This window comes from Microbulbifer sp. THAF38 (assembly GCF_009363535.1).
GTDB lineage: Bacteria > Pseudomonadota > Gammaproteobacteria > Pseudomonadales > Cellvibrionaceae > Microbulbifer.
This window is the reverse complement of sequence record NZ_CP045369.1, coordinates 2304418-2323386: the sequence shown is the minus strand read 5'-3', so window position 1 is coordinate 2323386 and position 18969 is coordinate 2304418. Positions and strand designations below refer to the sequence as shown.

Annotated in this window: 15 protein-coding genes; 5 read left to right on the top strand and 10 right to left on the bottom strand. The window is 47.2% G+C overall.

What is annotated here, in order from left to right; genetic code table 11:
* Positions 1–60 precede the first annotated feature (60 nt).
* The 4 genes from FIU95_RS09845 to FIU95_RS09830 all read right to left on the bottom strand — a co-directional run bounded on the left by FIU95_RS09845 (position 61) and on the right by FIU95_RS09830 (position 3435).
* Positions 61–654, bottom strand: a complete 594-nt coding sequence (locus tag FIU95_RS09845) for an FMN-dependent NADH-azoreductase (protein ID WP_152453609.1) — start codon at positions 652–654, stop codon at positions 61–63.
* Between the two features lie 364 nt (positions 655–1018).
* Positions 1019–1213 carry a hypothetical protein gene (locus FIU95_RS21310; protein WP_216646333.1) on the bottom strand — a complete coding sequence of 65 codons (195 nt, stop codon included), beginning with the start codon at positions 1211–1213 and terminating at the stop codon, positions 1019–1021.
* Positions 1214–1601: 388 nt separating this feature from the next.
* Positions 1602–2462, bottom strand: a complete 861-nt coding sequence (locus tag FIU95_RS09835) for a mechanosensitive ion channel family protein (RefSeq protein ID WP_152453608.1) — start codon at positions 2460–2462, stop codon at positions 1602–1604.
* 226 nt (positions 2463–2688) lie between these two features.
* Positions 2689–3435 carry a flavodoxin family protein gene (locus FIU95_RS09830; protein ID WP_152453607.1) on the bottom strand — a complete coding sequence of 249 codons (747 nt, stop codon included), beginning with the start codon at positions 3433–3435 and terminating at the stop codon, positions 2689–2691.
* Between the two features lie 356 nt (positions 3436–3791).
* Here FIU95_RS09830 and FIU95_RS09825 point away from each other — a divergent pair, with 356 nt between their 5' ends.
* Complete coding sequence (locus FIU95_RS09825) at positions 3792–4466, top strand: hypothetical protein (RefSeq protein ID WP_152453606.1); 675 nt, start codon at positions 3792–3794, stop codon at positions 4464–4466.
* A 9-nt stretch (positions 4467–4475) separates the two neighbouring features.
* On the opposite strand, the gene FIU95_RS09820 is transcribed toward FIU95_RS09825, so the two are convergent.
* Entirely contained in the window at positions 4476–5483 is a 1008-nt protein-coding gene (locus FIU95_RS09820; protein ID WP_152453605.1) for a site-specific integrase, read from the bottom strand.
* Between the two features lie 192 nt (positions 5484–5675).
* Between FIU95_RS09820 and FIU95_RS09815 the strand changes: the two genes are divergently transcribed.
* From FIU95_RS09815 to FIU95_RS09805, 3 genes are all read left to right on the top strand, one after another.
* Positions 5676–6731 carry a DNA-binding protein gene (locus FIU95_RS09815; protein WP_152453604.1) on the top strand — a complete coding sequence of 352 codons (1056 nt, stop codon included), beginning with the start codon at positions 5676–5678 and terminating at the stop codon, positions 6729–6731.
* A 373-nt stretch (positions 6732–7104) separates the two neighbouring features.
* Positions 7105–8766, top strand: coding sequence for a BCCT family transporter (locus tag FIU95_RS09810; RefSeq protein WP_152453603.1), 1662 nt, complete (start codon positions 7105–7107; stop codon positions 8764–8766).
* 401 nt (positions 8767–9167) lie between these two features.
* Positions 9168–10862 carry a BCCT family transporter gene (locus tag FIU95_RS09805; RefSeq protein ID WP_152453602.1) on the top strand — a complete coding sequence of 565 codons (1695 nt, stop codon included), beginning with the start codon at positions 9168–9170 and terminating at the stop codon, positions 10860–10862.
* Positions 10863–10920: 58 nt separating this feature from the next.
* Here the strand turns inward: FIU95_RS09805 and rnr are convergent, their stop codons facing one another.
* The 3 genes from rnr to FIU95_RS09790 all read right to left on the bottom strand — a co-directional run bounded on the left by rnr (position 10921) and on the right by FIU95_RS09790 (position 14817).
* Entirely contained in the window at positions 10921–13227 is a 2307-nt protein-coding gene (gene rnr, locus FIU95_RS09800; protein WP_152453601.1) for a ribonuclease R, read from the bottom strand.
* 257 nt (positions 13228–13484) lie between these two features.
* On the bottom strand, positions 13485–13694 hold the full coding sequence (locus FIU95_RS09795) for a cold-shock protein (RefSeq protein ID WP_152453600.1): 210 nt from the start codon (positions 13692–13694) through the stop codon (positions 13485–13487).
* Between the two features lie 241 nt (positions 13695–13935).
* Positions 13936–14817, bottom strand: coding sequence for a M15 family metallopeptidase (locus FIU95_RS09790; RefSeq protein ID WP_152453599.1), 882 nt, complete (start codon positions 14815–14817; stop codon positions 13936–13938).
* A 312-nt stretch (positions 14818–15129) separates the two neighbouring features.
* Here FIU95_RS09790 and FIU95_RS09785 point away from each other — a divergent pair, with 312 nt between their 5' ends.
* Complete coding sequence (locus FIU95_RS09785; protein WP_152453598.1) at positions 15130–16752, top strand: BCCT family transporter; 1623 nt, start codon at positions 15130–15132, stop codon at positions 16750–16752.
* Positions 16753–16876: 124 nt separating this feature from the next.
* Here FIU95_RS09785 and FIU95_RS09780 read toward each other — a convergent pair whose 3' ends face one another.
* Together FIU95_RS09780 and FIU95_RS09775 are read right to left on the bottom strand one after the other, a co-directional pair.
* The gene (locus FIU95_RS09780) at positions 16877–17584 is read right to left on the bottom strand and encodes a TorF family putative porin (RefSeq protein ID WP_152453597.1); all 708 of its coding nucleotides are present in this window, start codon (positions 17582–17584) and stop codon (positions 16877–16879) included.
* 69 nt (positions 17585–17653) lie between these two features.
* Complete coding sequence (locus tag FIU95_RS09775; protein ID WP_152453596.1) at positions 17654–18871, bottom strand: BCCT family transporter; 1218 nt, start codon at positions 18869–18871, stop codon at positions 17654–17656.
* Between the last annotated feature and the right edge of the window lie 98 nt (positions 18872–18969).

Below are 18969 nucleotides of genomic sequence, written 5' to 3'. Positions count from 1 at the left end.
GCTCGGCTTATTGATGAGCTTCTATGTCTAATTCTAGTGTTAACGGATTTGTGAGCTTGCTTATGCAAGCTGGGCGATACGCGCATTTGCAGCCGCCAATGCTTTTTCTTTGGCATCATCTCCCGTTGCTAGTCCTTCCGTGTATATGAACTCGATATTGGTTATTCCCACAAAACCGAGGAGTTGGCGGAGAAACGCGCTCTGTGAATGCTCGTTACCGTAGTATCCACCTCGCGCGATAAAGATAATTGTCTTCTTGTCTTTCAGTAGTCCCTCAGGCCCATTAGGCGTATAGCGGAAAGTTACCCCCGCTCGGGCAATATGGTCAAAATAGGTGTGCAGGGTAGAAGGGATGTTGAAGTTGTACATGGGAACACCAAAGACCAGCACATCTGCAGAGGAAATTTCTTCAATCAGTTTGTCTGAATACTCCACGATGTCCTGTTGTTCAGGGCTACGTTGCTCTGCCGGAGTAGTGAAAGCTTGAAAGCGATCGAGAGTCAGGTGGGGGATAGGTTCCGCTACCAGATCGCGCTCGGTCACTTCTCCATTTGGGTTTTTTGCTTTCCAGCTCTTTACATACTTTGTAGCCAGCTGGGAGGTCTGCCCACCGGATTGGAACATACTAGACTGGATGCTGAGTAGCTTTGCCATGTTTGGCCCCTCGTAAGTTGATTGGATTGGGCACCATTTAACCATCGCTTTATTAGATTGAAAATTAGAAAGAAACCGCTAAACCTATCGATTTATTAGAATGGTGGCGGTCTGCCTGTACTAGGTAGCAAAGAAGCCCCAAGGCTCCTGACTATTGGGTCCCTGAGTGTCAGTGAGTCTTTTGGTGTCGGTGTCGGTGTCGGTATTGGGGAGGGGTAAATGTAGGTTTTGGAGGGCACACAAGTCAGCCGTATGGAGGTTATGCTGAGCGGTGATAAAGAAGTTACCCCTGGGGGTTGATCAGAACTAATCCTGTCTAATAAATGGTTATCCGTAGTCGCTATCGAATAAACGCCAACAGAGTCTAGCCTTCAACTAAAGGCTTCAATATCTCTTCGTACATAATGGACTGGATGGTTTGACCCGTTGTATTGGCCCAATCTGTAGCGAGCTCTGCCATTAGTTGATTTGTTGTGGTAATGCCTACGCCAGCGTTCCTCATTCGCTCGATGGAAATTTCATCTGCGATCTGGGTTGGAGAGCCACCACCATCTGCCACAACCTGTACCTCGTAGACATCCTCTGATCCTACCCATCAATATACTTATAAAAAATAGAGGCGCACTTTCGTAGGCTCGACACCTCTTTCAAGGAGGCTGGGGGGATGGCTTTCTTGGGCGCCGAACGGTGGTCAATGCTTATCTATTTGTCTTGTGGCGTTGGATGGATTCAACCCCACTTGATCTCTCTTCGTTTCCCTCTCTTGCTGAGTTTCGCAGTCGCCTTGAGAGCGAGGAGGCTGTGATCAGCGCACTCAAGCGCCAAAAAATGACTGTTTAAGAGATCTCGACCAATAAGGTTTGCTTGAACTATTTGTTTGAGCTAGTAGGGGGGCATATTGCCTGCGGCATCCATGCCATGTTGTCCCGCTTACCAAAGCTAATCATTTATAAGCTTTTAGCTTCTTCTTTTATCTCCAGCTCCTTGGTTTTCTCGAACCAGAAGTTGTAGAAATCTTCTGTGACTAGCTGCTCGATATTTGTGGCCTCTTCCCTCGGGCAAAATACTTTAACAGTAATCACATCGTGGCCCAGTTCATTACTGGAGATACACACTTTTGCATCCGGCCCAGCAAGCTCTACACCCATACGGTTCTCAATGAGCTTGCAGTAACGTTCGGCAACCTCGCGAAAGGAGTCACAGTGCTCCTTAAGCCGTTCCGCAATAAAGTTCTTGGCCTCAAAGGGATTAACTTTTCCGCTTTCACGAGTGATTGAGAAAGAATGTTCGATATAGCGGCGCATGAAATTCAAGTTCTTTACTGGCTGGGTAAAGAAAGCATTGTTAGGGATATAGAGCGTGGTGCCGGTATATCCGTTGCCCAGACCGTGAGGGTCGATCTCTAAAAGTGTGGTGCTCAACCAATCACTGTCGGTAACCTCACCAAACTGATCGCCCACTTTGACCCAGTCTCCTACGGTAAAGGAGCGCATATTGGCCTGATAAACTCCCCCAACCAGACACTGAACAACTTCTCGCAGGGCTAGTACGATAGCGACCGAGAAGGCGGCAATCGATAGGGCAAACTCGCGTAATTCCGTAACCCAGACAGCAATAACACCTATGACCAATAGCAGGTTGCCCAGGTTATGCACGGTATTGATGCGGCGGCGCTTATCTGCCTTTGCCCAACCACTGCGGACAATGGCTAGCGTGGCGAATCCTCGCAGTAATAAGATAACTACGATGACACAAAAGGTAATAAAAAGTTTGCTCTCGAGAATGTGTTGCAGTAACTCGGGTTTCATTCGAAGGGGATTACCTCGTTGTTGTTATATGCAACAACCTCCTCTGGCTATTGCCCGGCAAGCATAGCTGATGGGTATTGGGCCGAGGGGGGTGTGGCGGGGGTATAAAAGAAGGGCGCAATGTATCTTCTTGCGCCCCCACTTGTAAATATGTTCAGGGAAAAAGCGATAGAATTGGCCGGTGATACCCTTGCCGGGTATCGCAAATTCCTTATGCAGCAGCCTACTAACGGTAATCTGGGTTGGGAAAATCGGGCTTGCAGCCTGCATCCCAGGCGGAGCGCTGGTTGCCATGGGCGGGGATTCCGCCAGCGTCCTTCAGAGTTCGTGCCAGATGTAAAAGATTCCAGGTCATAAAAGAGGTGTTGCGGTTGGTAAAATCGTTCTCAGGCCCGCCCGACCCAGGGTCTAGATAGGAAGGGCCGGGACCGGCTTCACCAACCCAGCCGGCATCTGCTTGAGGTGGTATCACATACCCCAAGTGTTGCAGGGAATAGAGAATATTCATCGCACAGTGTTTAGCGCCATCCTCATTACCAGTGATCAGGCAACCACCGACTTTGCCGTAATAGGCATACTGTCCCTGATCATTTAGATCTGATGAATTGGCGTAGAGGCGCTCTATTATTTGAGTGCAGATTGAGGATTTTTCACCAAGCCAAATGGGGGTTGTGATCACGAGGATATCTGCCTCGCTAACCTGGCGATAGATATTGGGCCAGTCATCATTTTCCCAGCCGTGCTCGGTCATGTCTGGATAAACGCCGAAGGCGATATCATGGTCTACCGGCCTTAGAACACTTACCGCAACGCTATTTCTCTCCATAATCTCACGGGAAATATTGATCAACCCATCTGTATGGGAAAGTTCTGGTGTTGGCTTGAGGGTACAGTTAAGGAATAGAGCTTTCAGATCTGAGAAGTCCCAATGGCTAGATTCACAGTCCTTGATTTGCTGATTGTTCAGGGGCATCTCTGATCTCCTTTTCGCTGCACAGTATTGAATCTGCGCCAAGATGTGAATACAGGTATAGCAGTCAGAAAATAAAATACTTTATCAATAGGGTCTAATGATATGTAGTTTGAAGATACAGTGAAACCGGCGGCTACTAATGACAAAGGCAAGGTTGCCACTGGTTAGGTTGCATGTGTTTCATTGGTTGATCGCAATGATAATAGGAGCGAAGCTGATAGGTTGCTACAGATATATTGGTTCAATTTTGATCTGGCGTATCTCTTTCAATAAGAAACTGAAAATTTCACGAGCCCACTGAATTAATCCGCTACTTTATTAACTTGTAGTTAGCTAATGATAATCAGAGGTGCACTATGAAGGCGAAACCATATCTTATATCTAAATTGTTGCCTGCGACCATGGTATTGGCAGCAGTTTATTCAGGTCAATTAAGCGCAAACCCTGACTCAAAAAACTCAATCGATGGCACCTGGTGTGCGGTCGATGGGGAGTCATTCATTTTATATGAAAGTAAAAAGGATGCTTTGAATGTTGGCAAAGATATATTTTGCCGAACTTTTAAGGTCCTAAAGAAAACAAAAACAGGAGGCGGCGGCCGGTTCATTGATAGTTTCAAAAAGCCTGCCGATATAAAGCACAAATTAAGTGGTGTCGAAGAGACAAAAGACGGAGGCACTGTTGGCAAGGATATCGGCATATTCGCCTTTTCAAATACCGGCGATACCACTCGTATAGTGACCGTTGATGTCTCAGATGAAAGTGTGGGCAACTTTACTCTCGACAGTAGCGGGAAAATGCATGGGTTTATCGAGGAGGTAACCTCTGATGCCCATGTTCATGAGGCTCATGTTGGTGTTTTGTCCTTTAAGAGGACTCCAGGTCCTATCCCAGCAGTATTTGATAAAGAGTGGCAGTCGGTCTTCGATGCGACACACAAAAAAACAGCAACAAGACCTGGCATCCCGCCCAAAGGAAAGAGTGACGCTGCAGGAAGACTGGGAGACAAGAAAAGTACCCAAGAGCAATAGCGTTGTGCCTTAAAGAAGCTCCGCCATCTTCTTCATCAAGATGGCGGAGGCGTTTTCGGTAAACTGCTGCCCCTCTTCAATATATTCCCATACCGTGGCATCGCTTTTCCAACCACCTTGCTTCTTAATAAGCTCGAAGCCCACCTTTTCCCGAGCCGCGGATGTGGACAGACCACGGCGAAAGCTGTGGCTACTCAGTTCGCCGACAAAGTCGAAATCGCAGGCGGCGCCCAAGTTCTTAAGTAGGTCATTGACTGCTGCAGGATTAAGTTGCCTGTCTTGAACTGTATCCCAACGATTCACAGCCCGGAACACGGGACCACGTTCAATGTTGCCAACCTTGAGCCAGGTACGAAGCGCTGTTACGGGGCAAGCCTTAGGTGTACCAAAGGGCAGGGCGCGCATCATGCCTTCACCACTTTGGTCTGTTTTTGACTTGGGGAGCCTTACGATTACGCCCTCATCCTCCCAGATCAGGTTTTCCACCTGAATCGCTACCAGCTCACTTCGCCGGAAAGCACCAAAGAACCCTACCAAGATCAGTGCGAGATCGCGGGCGCTTTTCTTGCTTGAAGGTTGATTGCGCAAATGTCGAGTCATGGTGGCAATGTGCTGAAGACCTAGGGCCTTCGATTTTTGTTTGGGCTTGCCATGGGTGCGACGAACACCGCGCATCGTTTTTTGCACGAGCGGATCTGTTATGGGATTGAGCATCCCCTGGTATTGGTGCCACTGGCCTATAGCGGTGAGATGAAGATCCAGGGTTCGAGGATTGAGCTCCTCTGCACGGCCCAGGATATACCGAACCAGAGTGTTGCCATCTGTCGGTAGCCGCCCGCCCCATTTTTCAAACTGGCGAACCGCTGAACGGTAGGCCCTGCGGGTGTTATCGGAGGTGGCTGCGCTCAGGTACTTCTGAATGTCCTCATCGGTTAGGAGTTCGCCGCCAGCGCCAAGCGTACTGGGGGGCTGGGAGTTAGCGCGCTTTTTGGTGGGTTGAGGAGTGTGATTTTTCATGGTGCCCGTATCGCTAGAAAGCCCCTACTTGTACTGGAGGTACGTTATTTGGGGCATCTTACATGGTTATAACCTTTGATAATAGTCATTATCGAAGGTCATAGAAGTGCATTTTGAAAGTGGAAGTGAGGCGAATATAATGTAATATTACGTATTATGTAATTCGTAACGAAATAATCTGAGGCAAGGCTTATGGCGCGCACAGGGGTCACTTATCTGGATATTGTCCAGGCAGCAAAGGCGATTAAGGTTCGCGGAGAGGAGCCAACGGTTGATCGTGTTCGCGCCCAGCTGGGAACGGGTAGTAAGAGCACTATTGCCCCCTTGCTTAAAAGGTGGCGAAGTGAATCCGCAAGTGACACCGATGTGAATGGACTCCCGAAGGATCTGGTCGATGCCTTAAAGGAGCTACATCAGAGAATCCAGGGAGCGGCAAATAAACAAATAGAGGAAGTGCAACAGGAGTTTCAGGTACAAGAAAAGGAAATCACCTCGCAACTGGAAGAATCGCGAAGTACCACCAGCCAGCAAGCTGCCAGGATCCGGGAGCTGGAACAAAAGCTCTCCATCACAGAAACCGAAAAGCGCAAACTCAAACAATCACTGGAAGAAACACGGGGCGCCCTGGAGAAGAGTGACTACCAGAGGCAGGAGGCCCTAGGGCGCATTGCCGAGCAAAAGGCGGCGATTGAGGAGATCAAGCAGGAGAATAGAGATGTTCGCGAGCACTTTGAGCATTTCCAGCAGCGCACAGCGAACGACCGCCAGCATGAGCGGGACCAATTCCGCGCTAGCTCTGAGCAGATGAAGGGCCAGATTGCGGTACTCAATGAGCAGCTAGCCCTCTCCGAGCGCAGGTTCAATGAACAGGAGCTGCTTTATAAGCAAGGGCAGGCATTGATTGTTGAGCTCAACCGGGAAAAACAACAACTCAGCGAGCAAGTCGGGGTTGCCAGCACTGAAGCGGCCAACCTGAGGCAACAAGCGGAAATGCAGGGTGGTGAACTGAAAGATAAACAGGCTGAGATTGCCAGTCTGCATGAGCGTGTCTCACAACTTCAGAGCGAAAGCTCTGCGACTCGAAGGGAAGTCCACTTACAACAGAGCGCCCTGGAAAAATTGGAGTCGGAATTAGCGGCTTCACAAAACCGCCTGGAGCAAGTCACGGATGAGAATCGCATACTCATCCAAGAGAAAGCTATGATCCAAGGCCAATTTACTCAACTGGAGAGCTCATTAAAATCCTAACCTGAGAATGCGCTGGGTTCGCTATACTTCTCGGTGAGGCTCCGTTTGAATGACTGATATGAGCTCTCATGCTTTCCTGATAGGCCTGCTAAACTCGGCGACTTTACTGTTGCAGCCTATGGAGCCGCAAGTAGAGCTCACGCATCGTAGCTATTTGCCAACAATTGGCAAGCAGCGATAGCACACGGAATCCACTACGCAAGCAATCTAACCAGCAATGGCTGCCTAAAAGATAGGCAGCTAAACTTACTGGCAGGCCAGTCAGTATCTGATCAATTTCAGCTACTTTAGTCACTCGCTTTTAGCCTAGCGCGCAAAGTAGGCTCACCTACAACCAGCCTCTATAGCTTTTTGAGTATCCCGGAGAGAAGTATTGGCAGGGAACTTTAAGCAGATCATCGACAAGCCGACTTTTTTTGGTGCACTTAGCTTGCTTCTGATGGTTACTCTACCGCTCATTATTTATCCGAAGCTTGGTACCAAATGGGTGCTGAACGCAAAGAACTTTGTAACGGATGATCTGGGAGTGTTTTATCTGTTGCTAGGGGTTGGGGCATTGCTTTTTATGACCTACATCATTTTTAGCGATATAGGTCAAATCAAACTTGGAAAACCTGAGGAAGAACCGGAGTTCAGTACGCTCTCCTGGGCTTCAATGCTTTTCTGCACCGGAATTGGAGCTTCCATTTTATATTGGTCTATGGTGGAGTGGATTTATTATTACCAAACCCCACCCTTTGAGGTAAAGGGAAATACGCCAGAAGCTGCACGTTGGGCAATGGCCTATGGAATATTTCACTGGGGCCCAATTGCCTGGTCTATTTATCTTATTCCAGCTCTTCCTATCGCCTATTTTTATTATGTAAGGCATCGCAATGTATTAAAGATTAGTGAGGCTCTTATGCCCATTCTGGGCGAACAAAGAGCCAAAGGATCCATCGGTAAACTAATAGATGTGTGTTTTGTATTTGGCATGTTGGGCGGTGGGGCTACGACACTGGGCATTGCCGCACCTTTAATCTCAGAAGGTGCCCATGAACTACTTGGTGTCCCTACAGGTATCACTACACAAATTTTTATTTTGATGCTCTGTACCTCGATTTTTGGCTGTAGCGTGTATGCTGGATTGAAAAAGGGAATACAAACACTCTCTAATCTCAATATGTGGCTTTCTATTCTTTTGTTGGCCTTTGTATTTATTGTGGGTCCAACATTATTTATGTTGAGTGCGGGATTGGATTCTCTGGGTAGAATGCTAAACGATATTCTTCATATGGCTACTTGGATGGAGCCTTTTGGCCGCTTTAAGGAGTTCCCGCAAACCTATGTTCCTCAAGACTGGACTATCTTTTACTGGGCCTGGTGGCTGGTGTTTGCGCCAAGTGTAGGTTTGTTTATTGCCCGTATATCCCGGGGAAGAACAATAAAAGCAATGGTTGTCGGTGCAATATTTTATGGTACTTTGGGGTGTTTTCTATTTTTCTTGATTCTGGGCAACTATGGTGTCTACTTGCAGTTTTCTGGTGAGTTAGATGTTGTGCAATCACTTAACCAGCAAGGCGTAACGGCAACTATATTCGCCATCTTAAAAACACTACCGCTTAGCAAGCTGGTGATATTCACTTTTACTCTACTTGCGATAATTTTTACGGCCACAACATTTGATTCTATATCCTATATTTTGGCTGCTGTTGTGCAAAAAGAAATAGTTGGAGAGCCCGCTCGCTGGAACCGGCTTTTCTGGGCATTTGCACTATCTGTAATGCCCATCACTTTACTATTCCTCGGTGGGCTGGAGGCATTGCAAACGGCAAGTATTATAGGTGGTGTCCCCTTGTTGTTTGTGGCGGTATTGCTTTGCATGTCGATCGTTAAGGCAGCACAGTACGATTTACGTTACCAGCCCAACTATGAAGAAAAGGAAATCTATATAGAGGACTTGCCTGAAGATGACCCCTGGAGTGAGGAGGGGGATTGGGGGGCGCCCGGCGACTCTGTAAACGATAAAAAGACTTCCAGTAATGAGAAGCCATAAATACGGCTACCTTTATATATCTCTTCTATATATCTTTCCAAGATGCTGCTTGACTAAGCTTATAGTGTCACCACATTCAAGGTAAGCGGTGAGTGTACCCTTTAATACTCTTAATCTGCCTTTCAAGTCCATGCCAAACAACATTATAGTTTGTTGACCATTAAATAGATTATCTGCTCTATACAGCTTGACATACGCGATGGCCTTCGCAATTACCTTGTCGGTTCCCCACGTTGAAATAAAACGCCGTCCTGTTAAAATTCGACACCACTATAAGAAATACATTATCTGTCGTATTCCGCCTCTATAAAAGTTTCCCCGCTCTCTCACTTGTCTTGATGTCCTATGTGACACCGCGCCCACTTTTATTTTGTCGGTTTTAGTTACTTTGGAGGAGTGCATTGACTAAGAGTTTCAGAGAGATTATCGACAAGCCGACTTTCTTCGGGTCATTGGTACTGCTATTGCTGGTAACGGTGCCGCTGATTATTTTCCCCGATGTGGGTGCAGCATGGGTAAGGCTGGCAAAGGACTTTGTTACTGACAAGCTGGGAGCCTTTTATCTGCTGCTAGGGGTAGGGGCGATACTCTTTATGGTCTATATCGTATTTAGCGATATTGGCCAGATAAAGCTCGGCACTCCGGAAGAAGACCCGGAGTTTTCAACGATGTCCTGGGCATCTATGCTGTTTTGCTCTGGCATTGGAGCCTCTATCCTCTATTGGTCGATGGTTGAGTGGATTTACTACTATCAAACGCCACCGTTCCAGATTGAGGGCGGTACTCCCGATGCGGCTCGCTGGGCGGTCGCCTATGGTATTTTCCACTGGGGGCCGCTGGCCTGGTCAATTTACTTGATCCCCGCCTTACCGATTGCCTACTTCTACTATGTCAGAAACCACAGTGTACTGAAAATTAGTGAAGCACTGATGCCGGTGCTTGGCGAGGAGCGTGCGAAGGGCGGTATCGGCAAGCTGGTTGATGTTCTCTTCATATTTGGCATGCTGGGAGGAGGGGCCACCACCCTAGGTATTGCTGCACCTTTGATTACCGAAGGTGCCCATGAGCTGCTCGGAGTATCCAAGGGGTTAAGCACTCAAGTAATCGTGTTGATGATTTGCACACTTATCTTTGGCTACAGTGCTTTCGTTGGCCTTAAGAATGGCATTCGTGCACTTTCCAATGTCAATATGTGGCTATCTGTAGTGCTCCTTTTATTTGTGTTTCTCGTTGGGCCAACGCTATTCATGCTGAATACTGGTCTGGATGCACTGGGCCGGGTGCTGGATAACATCTTTCATATGGCTTCCTGGACAGAGCCCTTCGCGCAATTTGAGCAGTTTCCCGATACCCATTTCCCACAAGATTGGACCATCTTCTACTGGGCTTGGTGGTTGGTTTTCGCCCCAAGTGTTGGGTTGTTTATTGCGAGGATATCTCGGGGTAGGACCATTAAAGCCATGGTGGTGGGTTCCATATTCTTTGGCACTCTTGGCTGTTTCCTGTTTTTTATGGTGCTTGGGAACTACGGCGTTTACCTGCAGTTTTCTGGTGAGCTGGATGTGGTTCAGGTGCTCAACCAAGAGGGAGCCACCGCGGCGATTTTTGCCGTTTTGCAGACCCTGCCGGCTAGCAAACTGGTGATACTGGTTTATACAGTTCTTGCCTTGATCTTTACGGCTACCACGTTTGATTCCATTTCCTACATTCTTGCCGCGGTGGTGCAGAAAGAAGTGGATGAAGAGCCGGTGCGCTGGAATCGGGTATTCTGGGCATTTGCTCTGTCCATAATGCCCGTAACCCTAATGTTCCTCGGTGGATTGGATACCTTGCAAACTGCCAGTGTTATTGGTGGCGTCCCGCTGCTGATAGTGGCGGTGCTGCTGTGTATTTCTATTGTTAAGGCCGCTCACTATGATTTGCGCTTCCAACCCAATTACGAAGAGAAAGAAATCTACATTGAGGATTTCCCTAAGGATGACCCTTGGAGCAAGGAGGGTGATTGGGAGCTACCAGCTCAACCGCCTCATGGGGTGTCGCACAATGACAAGCCTCATATAGAAGGTGATCCGGGAAGCCACCCATCTCGCTTATAGCCAGATAGGTTAAGCTGGCTGCTACAGAGCACCTAAAATATAAGGTGCTCTGTTGTGATCAATTCACCTTGGACTTCTTCTGAGTTGTTGGCTGGGTTGCCAGCTCAAACTCAATCTTTCGTCGCTCCATATTGACTCTTGCCACGCGAATATAAATAGAGTCGCCAAGGCCGTAGCTGTTATTACTGCGTTCGCCGCAAAGTTTCTGGCTGACGGCGTCAAAGTGATAAAAATCATCCTTCAAGGCAGAGATATGAACCAACCCCTCAACTTGGGTATCTTCAAGCTCTATAAATAGGCCGAAGTGGGTGACGCTGCTGATGACTCCATGAAAGGTGTCGCCGACAAAATTTTGCATATACTCACACTTCAACCAGGCCTCAACTTCCCAGTTTGCCTTGTCGGCGCGCCGGGAGGCCATCGAGCAATGCACGGCTAAATCCTGCATGATGTTATTGTCATAAGGGTAGCTTTTGGCTGAATCAAGGACTTCTGTTTTCATGTTACGCCGCCCCATGGTTCTGCCAACACGGCTTACAAAGTTCAGGGCTCGGCGTAACGGACTTTTACTTTTTGCCTGGTGGATCACCGAGCGAATCGCGCGATGTACTAGCAAGTCAGGATAGCGGCGAATTGGTGAGGTAAAGTGCGCGTAAGCGGGGTAGGCCAGGCCAAAATGACCTTGATTCTCAATGCTGTATTCAGCTTGACTAAGAGAGCGCAGCATCATCGTTTGGATAATGTCGGCATCGACACGCTGGTCAATACTTTTGAGTAAGCGATTATAATGGACGGGTGAAGGTTTGCTCCCTCCTGCCAGTTTGAGCCCTTTATTCCCAAGAAAGTCGCGCAGACTAGCCAGCTTTTTATCCCTTGGGCCGACATGTACTCTATATAGTGCCGGCATTTTGAGTTTATCTAGAAACCTTGCCGTAGCCACATTTGCACACAACATAAACTCTTCGATCATCCTGTGAGCATCATTGCGTATGGCTGGTATTATTCGGTCAAGCTTGCGATCTTTCGTGAACTGAAATTGTACTTCTTGCTTGTCGAAATCCATTGAGCCGCGTTTGTCCCGAGCTTTCCTCAGTACTGCGTAAAGATTATAAAGTTCGCAAATACGTGGCGTTATTGCAGCATGCTGGTCGGATGCCATTTGGTAAGGCTTGGAGTGAGAAGAGGTTAATAATGCATTTACCTGATTGTAAGTGAGCCTTGCATGCGAGTGAATCACTCCTTCCGAGAACTTATAATCCGTCATTTTGCCCGAGGCGTTTAGTGTCATCTCGCAGACCATAACCAGCCGGTCAACATGAGGATTCAGTGAGCATAATCCGTTGGAAAGGGTTTCTGGCAGCATGGGGACGACATGACCGGGAAAGTATACGGAGGTGCCACGCTTTTTTGCTTCCTGATCCAGTGCGCTGCCGGGGTGAACATAATGGGACACATCTGCGATGGCTACAAATAATCGCCAGCCACCGTTTTTGGATTTTTCGCAATAGACAGCATCATCAAAATCACGCGCATCTTCACCATCAATGGTAACGAAGGGCAGTGATCTCAGGTCTGTGCGGTTGAGTTTATCGGCTTCTGTGACCTTACTCCCCATAGATTGCGCAGCCTTGGCGGCCTGTTGGGGCCAGTGATTCGGAATATCGTGGCTTCGAATCGTCACCTCGATTTCCATGCCTGGAGCCGCGGCATCGCCAAGTAACTCTGTCACCCGCCCGAAGGCACTGTAACTACGACAGGGGGGGTGAATGATCTCTACGGACACATATTGGCCGGCTTTCGCCCCCATCAACCGATCACTATCCACATCAATATCATGAGCGATGCGGCTGTTTTCGGGTTTTATGTAATACTCCTGATTTTCAACCTGCAAGCGCCCAATCACGTGAGTAGTATTGCGCTCAAGTACTTTGATAATGGTGCCTTGTTGTCGGCCACGATGGTCAATACCACTTATGCGGGCTTGAGCCCGATCACCATCAAATACAGTGAACATTTCGGTTTTAGAAAGGTACAAGTCATTTTCGACATCATCACAGGATAAAAAACCAAAGCCGTCGGGGTGACCGATTACAATGCCGCTGACCACGTCATCTGCTCTGACCAAGCCATAACCTTTTTGCTTGCTGAAAGTGAGTTGCCCGTCGCGCTCCATTACACGTAGGCGCCGATTTAAGGCTTTCTTCTGTTCTTTACAGGCTAGATGCAATGCTCTTGCTAGCTCTTCATGGTGAAGCCCATTATGGCTTTTTTCCAGCAAGCTTATAATTAGTGTGTGTTCGGAGGTGGGATTTCTGTATTTAGAGGAGTCTGGGGAGGTGGGTGCCGTTAATATGGCTGTATTCATAGTTTTTCTCAGAAAACCGCCAATAACGTTCTTTGCTTTTAGTAAAGGCTTAAATGATGTGTTGGTGCAGATCAGATTTAACTCAGCAAGGTAAAATGGCGGGCGTCACTCAATAGAAATCGAGGACTTAAAATAGGAGGGTGTGCGAATTGCTCGAATACTTGTTATCGAGGTTGAGATATAACTATTTATTATCTCAACCTACGAATCACAAAATTACTTAGCAGTGCTGTGCAACTGCAAAGTAATCTAGCGGCTTAGATACAAATAATGTTCTCTGCCTGAGGGCCCTTTTTACCTTGAGTCACTTCGAACTCAACAGTCTGACCTTCGGCCAAAGTTTTAAAGCCTGCGCTGGCAATTGAGCTATAGTGCGCAAAGACATCTGGGCCAGACTTTTGCTCGATAAAGCCGAAGCCTTTTTCTTCGTTGAACCACTTAACTGTGCCGGTGCTTGTTTTAGACATAATAATATCCTGTAAATAAAAAAGAATAAGCCTTCAGAAGGCAAGAATAGCAAAAAGACAGACTTGGATTTAATAATCTACAGGACGAAGTACTACAGAGATGCGACGTAATGGAGAGTGTAAACAAGGGTAACTTACTTTTTGGCTGTGGGGGGCAGTATACGCGTTCTGGGCCTTGGGTCAAGTTTTTTTGTGCCAATATTGCTTGCCGGAGGACCATTCCAATTCTAGCAGTTTTGTCTCAGTCTGTTCTCGAAACTAGCTCTACACAGGTTTTCCTCAGAAGTGCAACGTTATCGGTAGGTTCTTTCTTCTGGAAACATTGATTAAGCTGTTTCACATAGCGGCGAAATAACTCGCCTGCCTCCTTTATAGGTAAGGCAACGAGGCGCTCAATAAATTGGCGAGAGCCCACTTGGAAGTGCATATAATCAATAGGTATATTCCAATCCCCGCCCCAAACGGCAAACCCGTGTTTGGCAAACACGGTGGTTACATCCTCAGACATCCCGACACGCACAGGCTTTCCCACCCGATACTTCGCTCGGTTTAAGTAACCTTCCTTGGCATCTTTCGGTACCACTATTGCTTTCGATGACTGGTCTATATAGAGGTAGGGGTTTTGTAATGGGTTAATATCAATGGCAACGCCATAGGCGTGCTCGGACCATTGACTTTCACCCGTGATTGGTCGGGAGTCAAATGCAAGAGAGTTGTTCATATCCTCTGTTTTTCGCTCTTGCATACTAAAGAACTCAATGGGTATTGCAGATTTTATTGGAAATTGTCTTCGATATAGCTCATCGAATAGGGCAAGGACACTGTCGGCTACAACATCAAGAACTATTAAGGCTCTTTTGTTTTCACTTCCTGCTCCACCAGGCTGCTCATCTGTTAATGGGTAAAACTCGAAGACTACTTTCTTTAGCCTTTCACAGCCGATAGGTGACTCCTTAATGATTATTTTTCGATAAATCATCAAGGCACATTCTTCTTCAGAAATGTCATAGATGCCCGCTTCAGATTCAGGTCGGAAATCCTTTTCCGTGATATGGCTTAAGGGGTCTTTGGCACTGGCAAACAGGCCAAAAGTAGCGAACACAATGATATAGAAATAGAACATGCTTCCCCAGCCTCAGTTCGATGAAGGCTTCCTCCCATTTAACGGTGTTTATTTGGGTAGGATATGTGTATCCATCAATTTGGATATATTGAATTGTGGTAGATATTTACGGAATACCTTGGGGGGAGGGGGTATATGACGTTCAATATCGTTGATTGGCGTTTAACGAATTGATTGAAGTATCTCTCAAAGAGTTTGGCGTAACTTACCCCTCTAAGAGAGGCTAAGATGTCAGGTCTTTGTTTAAAAACAGCATTCTAAGTGACTACGCTTGTTATTTGTTTTAAAACTCCATTGGGGTGGAGACATTTATTGAGTCAGTCTACAAAAGGCCTTATCGATAAGCCCACTTTTTGCGGCGCACTTCTGTTGTTGCTAATAACGACAGTGCCTTTGATCTTATTTCCTGATCTTGGCTCTCTATGGATAATGTCAGCAAAAGATTTTCTTACGAACCGTTTTGGTATTCTCTATCTCTTACTGGGAATTGGATCGATTCTTTTCATGGCTTATATCGCCTTTAGTGATATAGGCCGTATAAAACTAGGAGGTAAAGAGGAGACTCCAGAGTTTACAACAATTCCTTGGGTTGCCATGCTGCTGTGCTCCGGTATTGGAGCCTCTATCTTGTATTGGTCATTTGTAGAGTGGATTTACTATTACCAAGAGCCACCATTTCTCGTTGAGGCGAATACAACAGAGGCTGCTCGCTGGGGGGTTACCTATGGCATATTTCATTGGGGCCCTTTGGCTTGGTCCATTTATCTAATCCCCGCATTACCTATCGCTTATTACTATTATGTGAGGAAGCGCAATGTACTGAAGTTCAGTCAAGCGCTTGCGCCCGTGCTAGGGCAGAGAAGAGCTAATGGTGCCATAGGCAAACTGATCGATATCTCTCTGGTGTTAGGCATGTTGGGAGGAGTTGCCACCAGGTTAGGTATTGCCGCGCCATTGATCACTCAAGGTTTCCATGAGTTGTTGGGCCTCCCCATAGGACTTAAGACACAAATAGCGGTTCTTATACTCTGTGCATTATTGTTTGGTTACAGTGCCTTTGTTGGTTTAAGGCGTGGGATCAGTGCGTTTTCCAACTTCACAATGTGGCTTGCACTGTCGTTGTTAGTTTTTGTTTTCCTTGCTGGCCCAACCTTATTTATTATCGATAATGGTATGGAGATTCTGGGAAGAATGCTTCACAGCTTCTTGCAAATGGCCACCTGGACCGATTCCTTTTCACACTTCGAGCAATCTCCAGGTTATCGTTTCCCCCAGCAGTGGACTGTATTCTACTGGGCTTGGTGGTTAGTGTTTGCACCGAGCATCGGGCTTTTTATCGCTCGGATTTCCAGAGGCAGGACAATCAGAGAAATGATCGTTGGCTCCATAATATACGGAACCCTTGGATGCTTTTTGTTTTATATGGTGCTCGGCAACTATGGTGTTTATCTGCATTTTTCTGGAGAGCTGGACCTGGTGGAAACCCTCAATGATCAGGGAGCAAATGCGACAATCTTCGCGATATTAAAAACCCTGCCTGCAAGTCAATTGGTGGTACTGGTATACACATTGGCGGCGCTGCTGTTTACAGCCATCACATTTGATTATATATCCTACATCCTTGCTGCAGTTGTACAGAAAGAAGTCGATGTTGAGCCACTGCGTTGGAATCGTATCTTTTGGGCTTTTGCTCTGGCAGTGTTGCCAGTTGCCTTGATGATACTTGGAGGATTCGAGGCACTGCTGGCGGCGAGTATTATTACGGGTGCCCCCTTATTGTTAGTCGCACTATTGCTCTGTTTCTCTATCGTTAAAATTGCTCGTCATGATTTGCGATCACATTCGACGCTAATGGAAAAAGAAATCGTTCTGGAGGGGCTACCGGTAAAAGACCCGTGGGATGAAAAAAAGGAAAACCGGAATGAGAGTAAATAGTGGTGGAATTTTTCGCAGAAACTGGCTGGGATAGGGAAGGGGGGTAGCCTGGGAAAGGACGATAACTAGGAGTAGAGTAAGAAATACCGAGGCCCATAATAGGCCTCGGCACACTATTCAAGCTTTACAGGTTAAATGTGCGAGCAACAGAGAAGACGATACGCTCGTCGGTATCCTTCGAATCGATAGTAGTGTTCTCAGCAGCAATATTGAAATCAAAACCGTTTAGAGAAGTCATGTATTCTACACGGTAGTGGTTGTAGGATTTTTTATTATTACCCCAAACCCAGTTTTCCAAATTTGTAGAAGTAGAGCGGTCAACACTGAAACGAACGTTATGTCCCTCTGCAAATTCAAAAGTGTGAGCCAGCATCATAATGTAGTGGTTGCCGCCAGTTCCAAAGTAGTCCCAGCTGTACCAGCCATTCACTTCTGACTCGCCCAGGTCGGAGCTATAACCCAGCTTGGTATAAGCTTCTGGATAGTCATAATCCCTAGATACATCCTCATCACCATGATAGGTGTAGTAAGCAATACCAGTATCCAGACTCACCTTGTCATTTAGTTGTAAGAATTTGCCAGCGTAGAAATCTAGCTCGAGATTGACGTCATCACCTACAAAATCCACATTGGAAGCCCAGGAGCCGATGTACCAACCATTATCGAAGCCGTAGTCCAGGCTAGCCTGCAGGGCCGGGTCGCTTTTGGTCTGACTAACACCATTAAAGGTGTAGTCGGTGGTCAGATTTACAGTTGAAGAAAGGTCTGCAAAAGTCTGTTGTGAAAGGGCCAGCATTGAGGCGCAAGCCAGGGCAGATAATTTCAATTTCATAGTATTGTCCCCTTAAATTATTCGTTATCCCTGCCCGTATAACGGGCAGGTTGTCTCACTTGAGAATTCTTAGTTGGCCATCTCGATTTTTCTGAAATCAATCAGGTTTTCTTTCGGTGAGGAGTCGATTGCGGCAACCGCCCGGTAACGTTTAACCAGGATGTAGCCGAGGCAGCAGAAGAAGATGCCGATTACCAGAGCGCCGATCCACTGGATTTGCAGGAAGTCCAGTTTGAACAGCAGAGTCAGTAGACTTAAAGCCACCAGGTTCAAAATGATGTATTTCATCTTGCCGAGGCGGGCTACCGTCATACCCAGGTTGTCGGTATACAGGCGAATTAGGGAGTCCAGCGAGTTGATCACAAAGGTGATACCCACTACCACCATAGCCAGATTATAGAAGCCACTGGTATCCAGGCCTTGGCTGGAGTAGTAGTAGAGAACCGTGAACCACAGAGCGATGGGGATCGACGGGAAGATCAGCATCGCAGCAAGTACCTGATAAGTGCGCAGGCCGCCCACAAAGCGGGAGGTGAACTGGCCGATCATGATGCTCCAGGCAAACCACCAGAACAGGTAGAACTCGTGGTAGTCATTCAGAGGCAGTACGAACTGGTGGATGTTGCCAAAGTAACCGCCAAGTAGGGCAAAGGTTGAGGTAAAGTCACCAACGTTGCCATTCTCGCCGGTAAAAGCACCAACCCACATCAGGGCGATCAGGCCGATGAAAAGCCAGGTACTGGCCAGGCTAAGAAGCCGCACATAGCGCAAACTGGTGGAGGAATAAACCGCAGCCGCGATTACCGCAAATACGATCAGATAGAAGCTGCCCACAATGGTTTCACCATCGCCAATTTGGGGCAGATACCAGGGCAGGTTGCTAAGCAGCAGGTAAGCGGTAAATGCGCAGGTGCCGATAATTACCACATTGTTAATCAGCTTAACCAGGCCAATCTCAAAGAACTTCACTTTGGGCTCAATGACGCAAAAGTAGAAGCAGGTGAGAAAGTAAAAGCCCCAGATTAAAAAGGCCCAAAAACCAAACTCAATAGCGAGTGGGTTGGTGAAGCCGTATTCCGGGCTGTTGGCCAGATCCGCGTAACCGGCAAATTCGGTTAGTGGGAACATGATCAGGCCAACATCCAGGCCCGAAGTGAAAAGAATAGCGATGAAAGTGAAAGTGTGGACAGGTGTAACCCCAACCAACTTCACGTTTCCCCAGCGAATTAAAGCAAAGATTATTGCTGTAAAAGTAAACAATATTCCCGCAGAAAGCCATAACGTCATGCTGTGTCTCCAGCTATGTTATTGGTATACCGGCGCCTCCAGAAGGCTAAACTGTGCGAGATTTGAGTATCCCCGCCACAATGAAGGGGATAGTCAAA

Bases quoted from the DNA above. Each gene is read 5' to 3' on its own strand.
- FIU95_RS09795 (WP_152453600.1), bottom strand. From the start codon at position 13,694: ATGTCTAAAACAAGCACCGGCACAGTTAAGTGGTTCAACGAAGAAAAA.
- FIU95_RS09835 (WP_152453608.1), bottom strand. From the start codon at position 2,462: ATGAAACCCGAGTTACTGCAACACATTCTCGAGAGCAAACTTTTTATT.
- FIU95_RS09845 (WP_152453609.1), bottom strand. From the start codon at position 654: ATGGCAAAGCTACTCAGCATCCAGTCTAGTATGTTCCAATCCGGTGGG.
- FIU95_RS09825 (WP_152453606.1), top strand. From the start codon at position 3,792: ATGAAGGCGAAACCATATCTTATATCTAAATTGTTGCCTGCGACCATG.
- FIU95_RS09820 (WP_152453605.1), bottom strand. From the start codon at position 5,483: ATGAAAAATCACACTCCTCAACCCACCAAAAAGCGCGCTAACTCCCAG.
- FIU95_RS09780 (WP_152453597.1), bottom strand. From the start codon at position 17,584: ATGAAATTGAAATTATCTGCCCTGGCTTGCGCCTCAATGCTGGCCCTT.
- FIU95_RS09775 (WP_152453596.1), bottom strand. From the start codon at position 18,871: ATGACGTTATGGCTTTCTGCGGGAATATTGTTTACTTTTACAGCAATA.
- FIU95_RS09830 (WP_152453607.1), bottom strand. From the start codon at position 3,435: ATGCCCCTGAACAATCAGCAAATCAAGGACTGTGAATCTAGCCATTGG.
- FIU95_RS09790 (WP_152453599.1), bottom strand. From the start codon at position 14,817: ATGTTCTATTTCTATATCATTGTGTTCGCTACTTTTGGCCTGTTTGCC.
- rnr (WP_152453601.1), bottom strand. From the start codon at position 13,227: ATGAATACAGCCATATTAACGGCACCCACCTCCCCAGACTCCTCTAAA.
- FIU95_RS09815 (WP_152453604.1), top strand. From the start codon at position 5,676: ATGGCGCGCACAGGGGTCACTTATCTGGATATTGTCCAGGCAGCAAAG.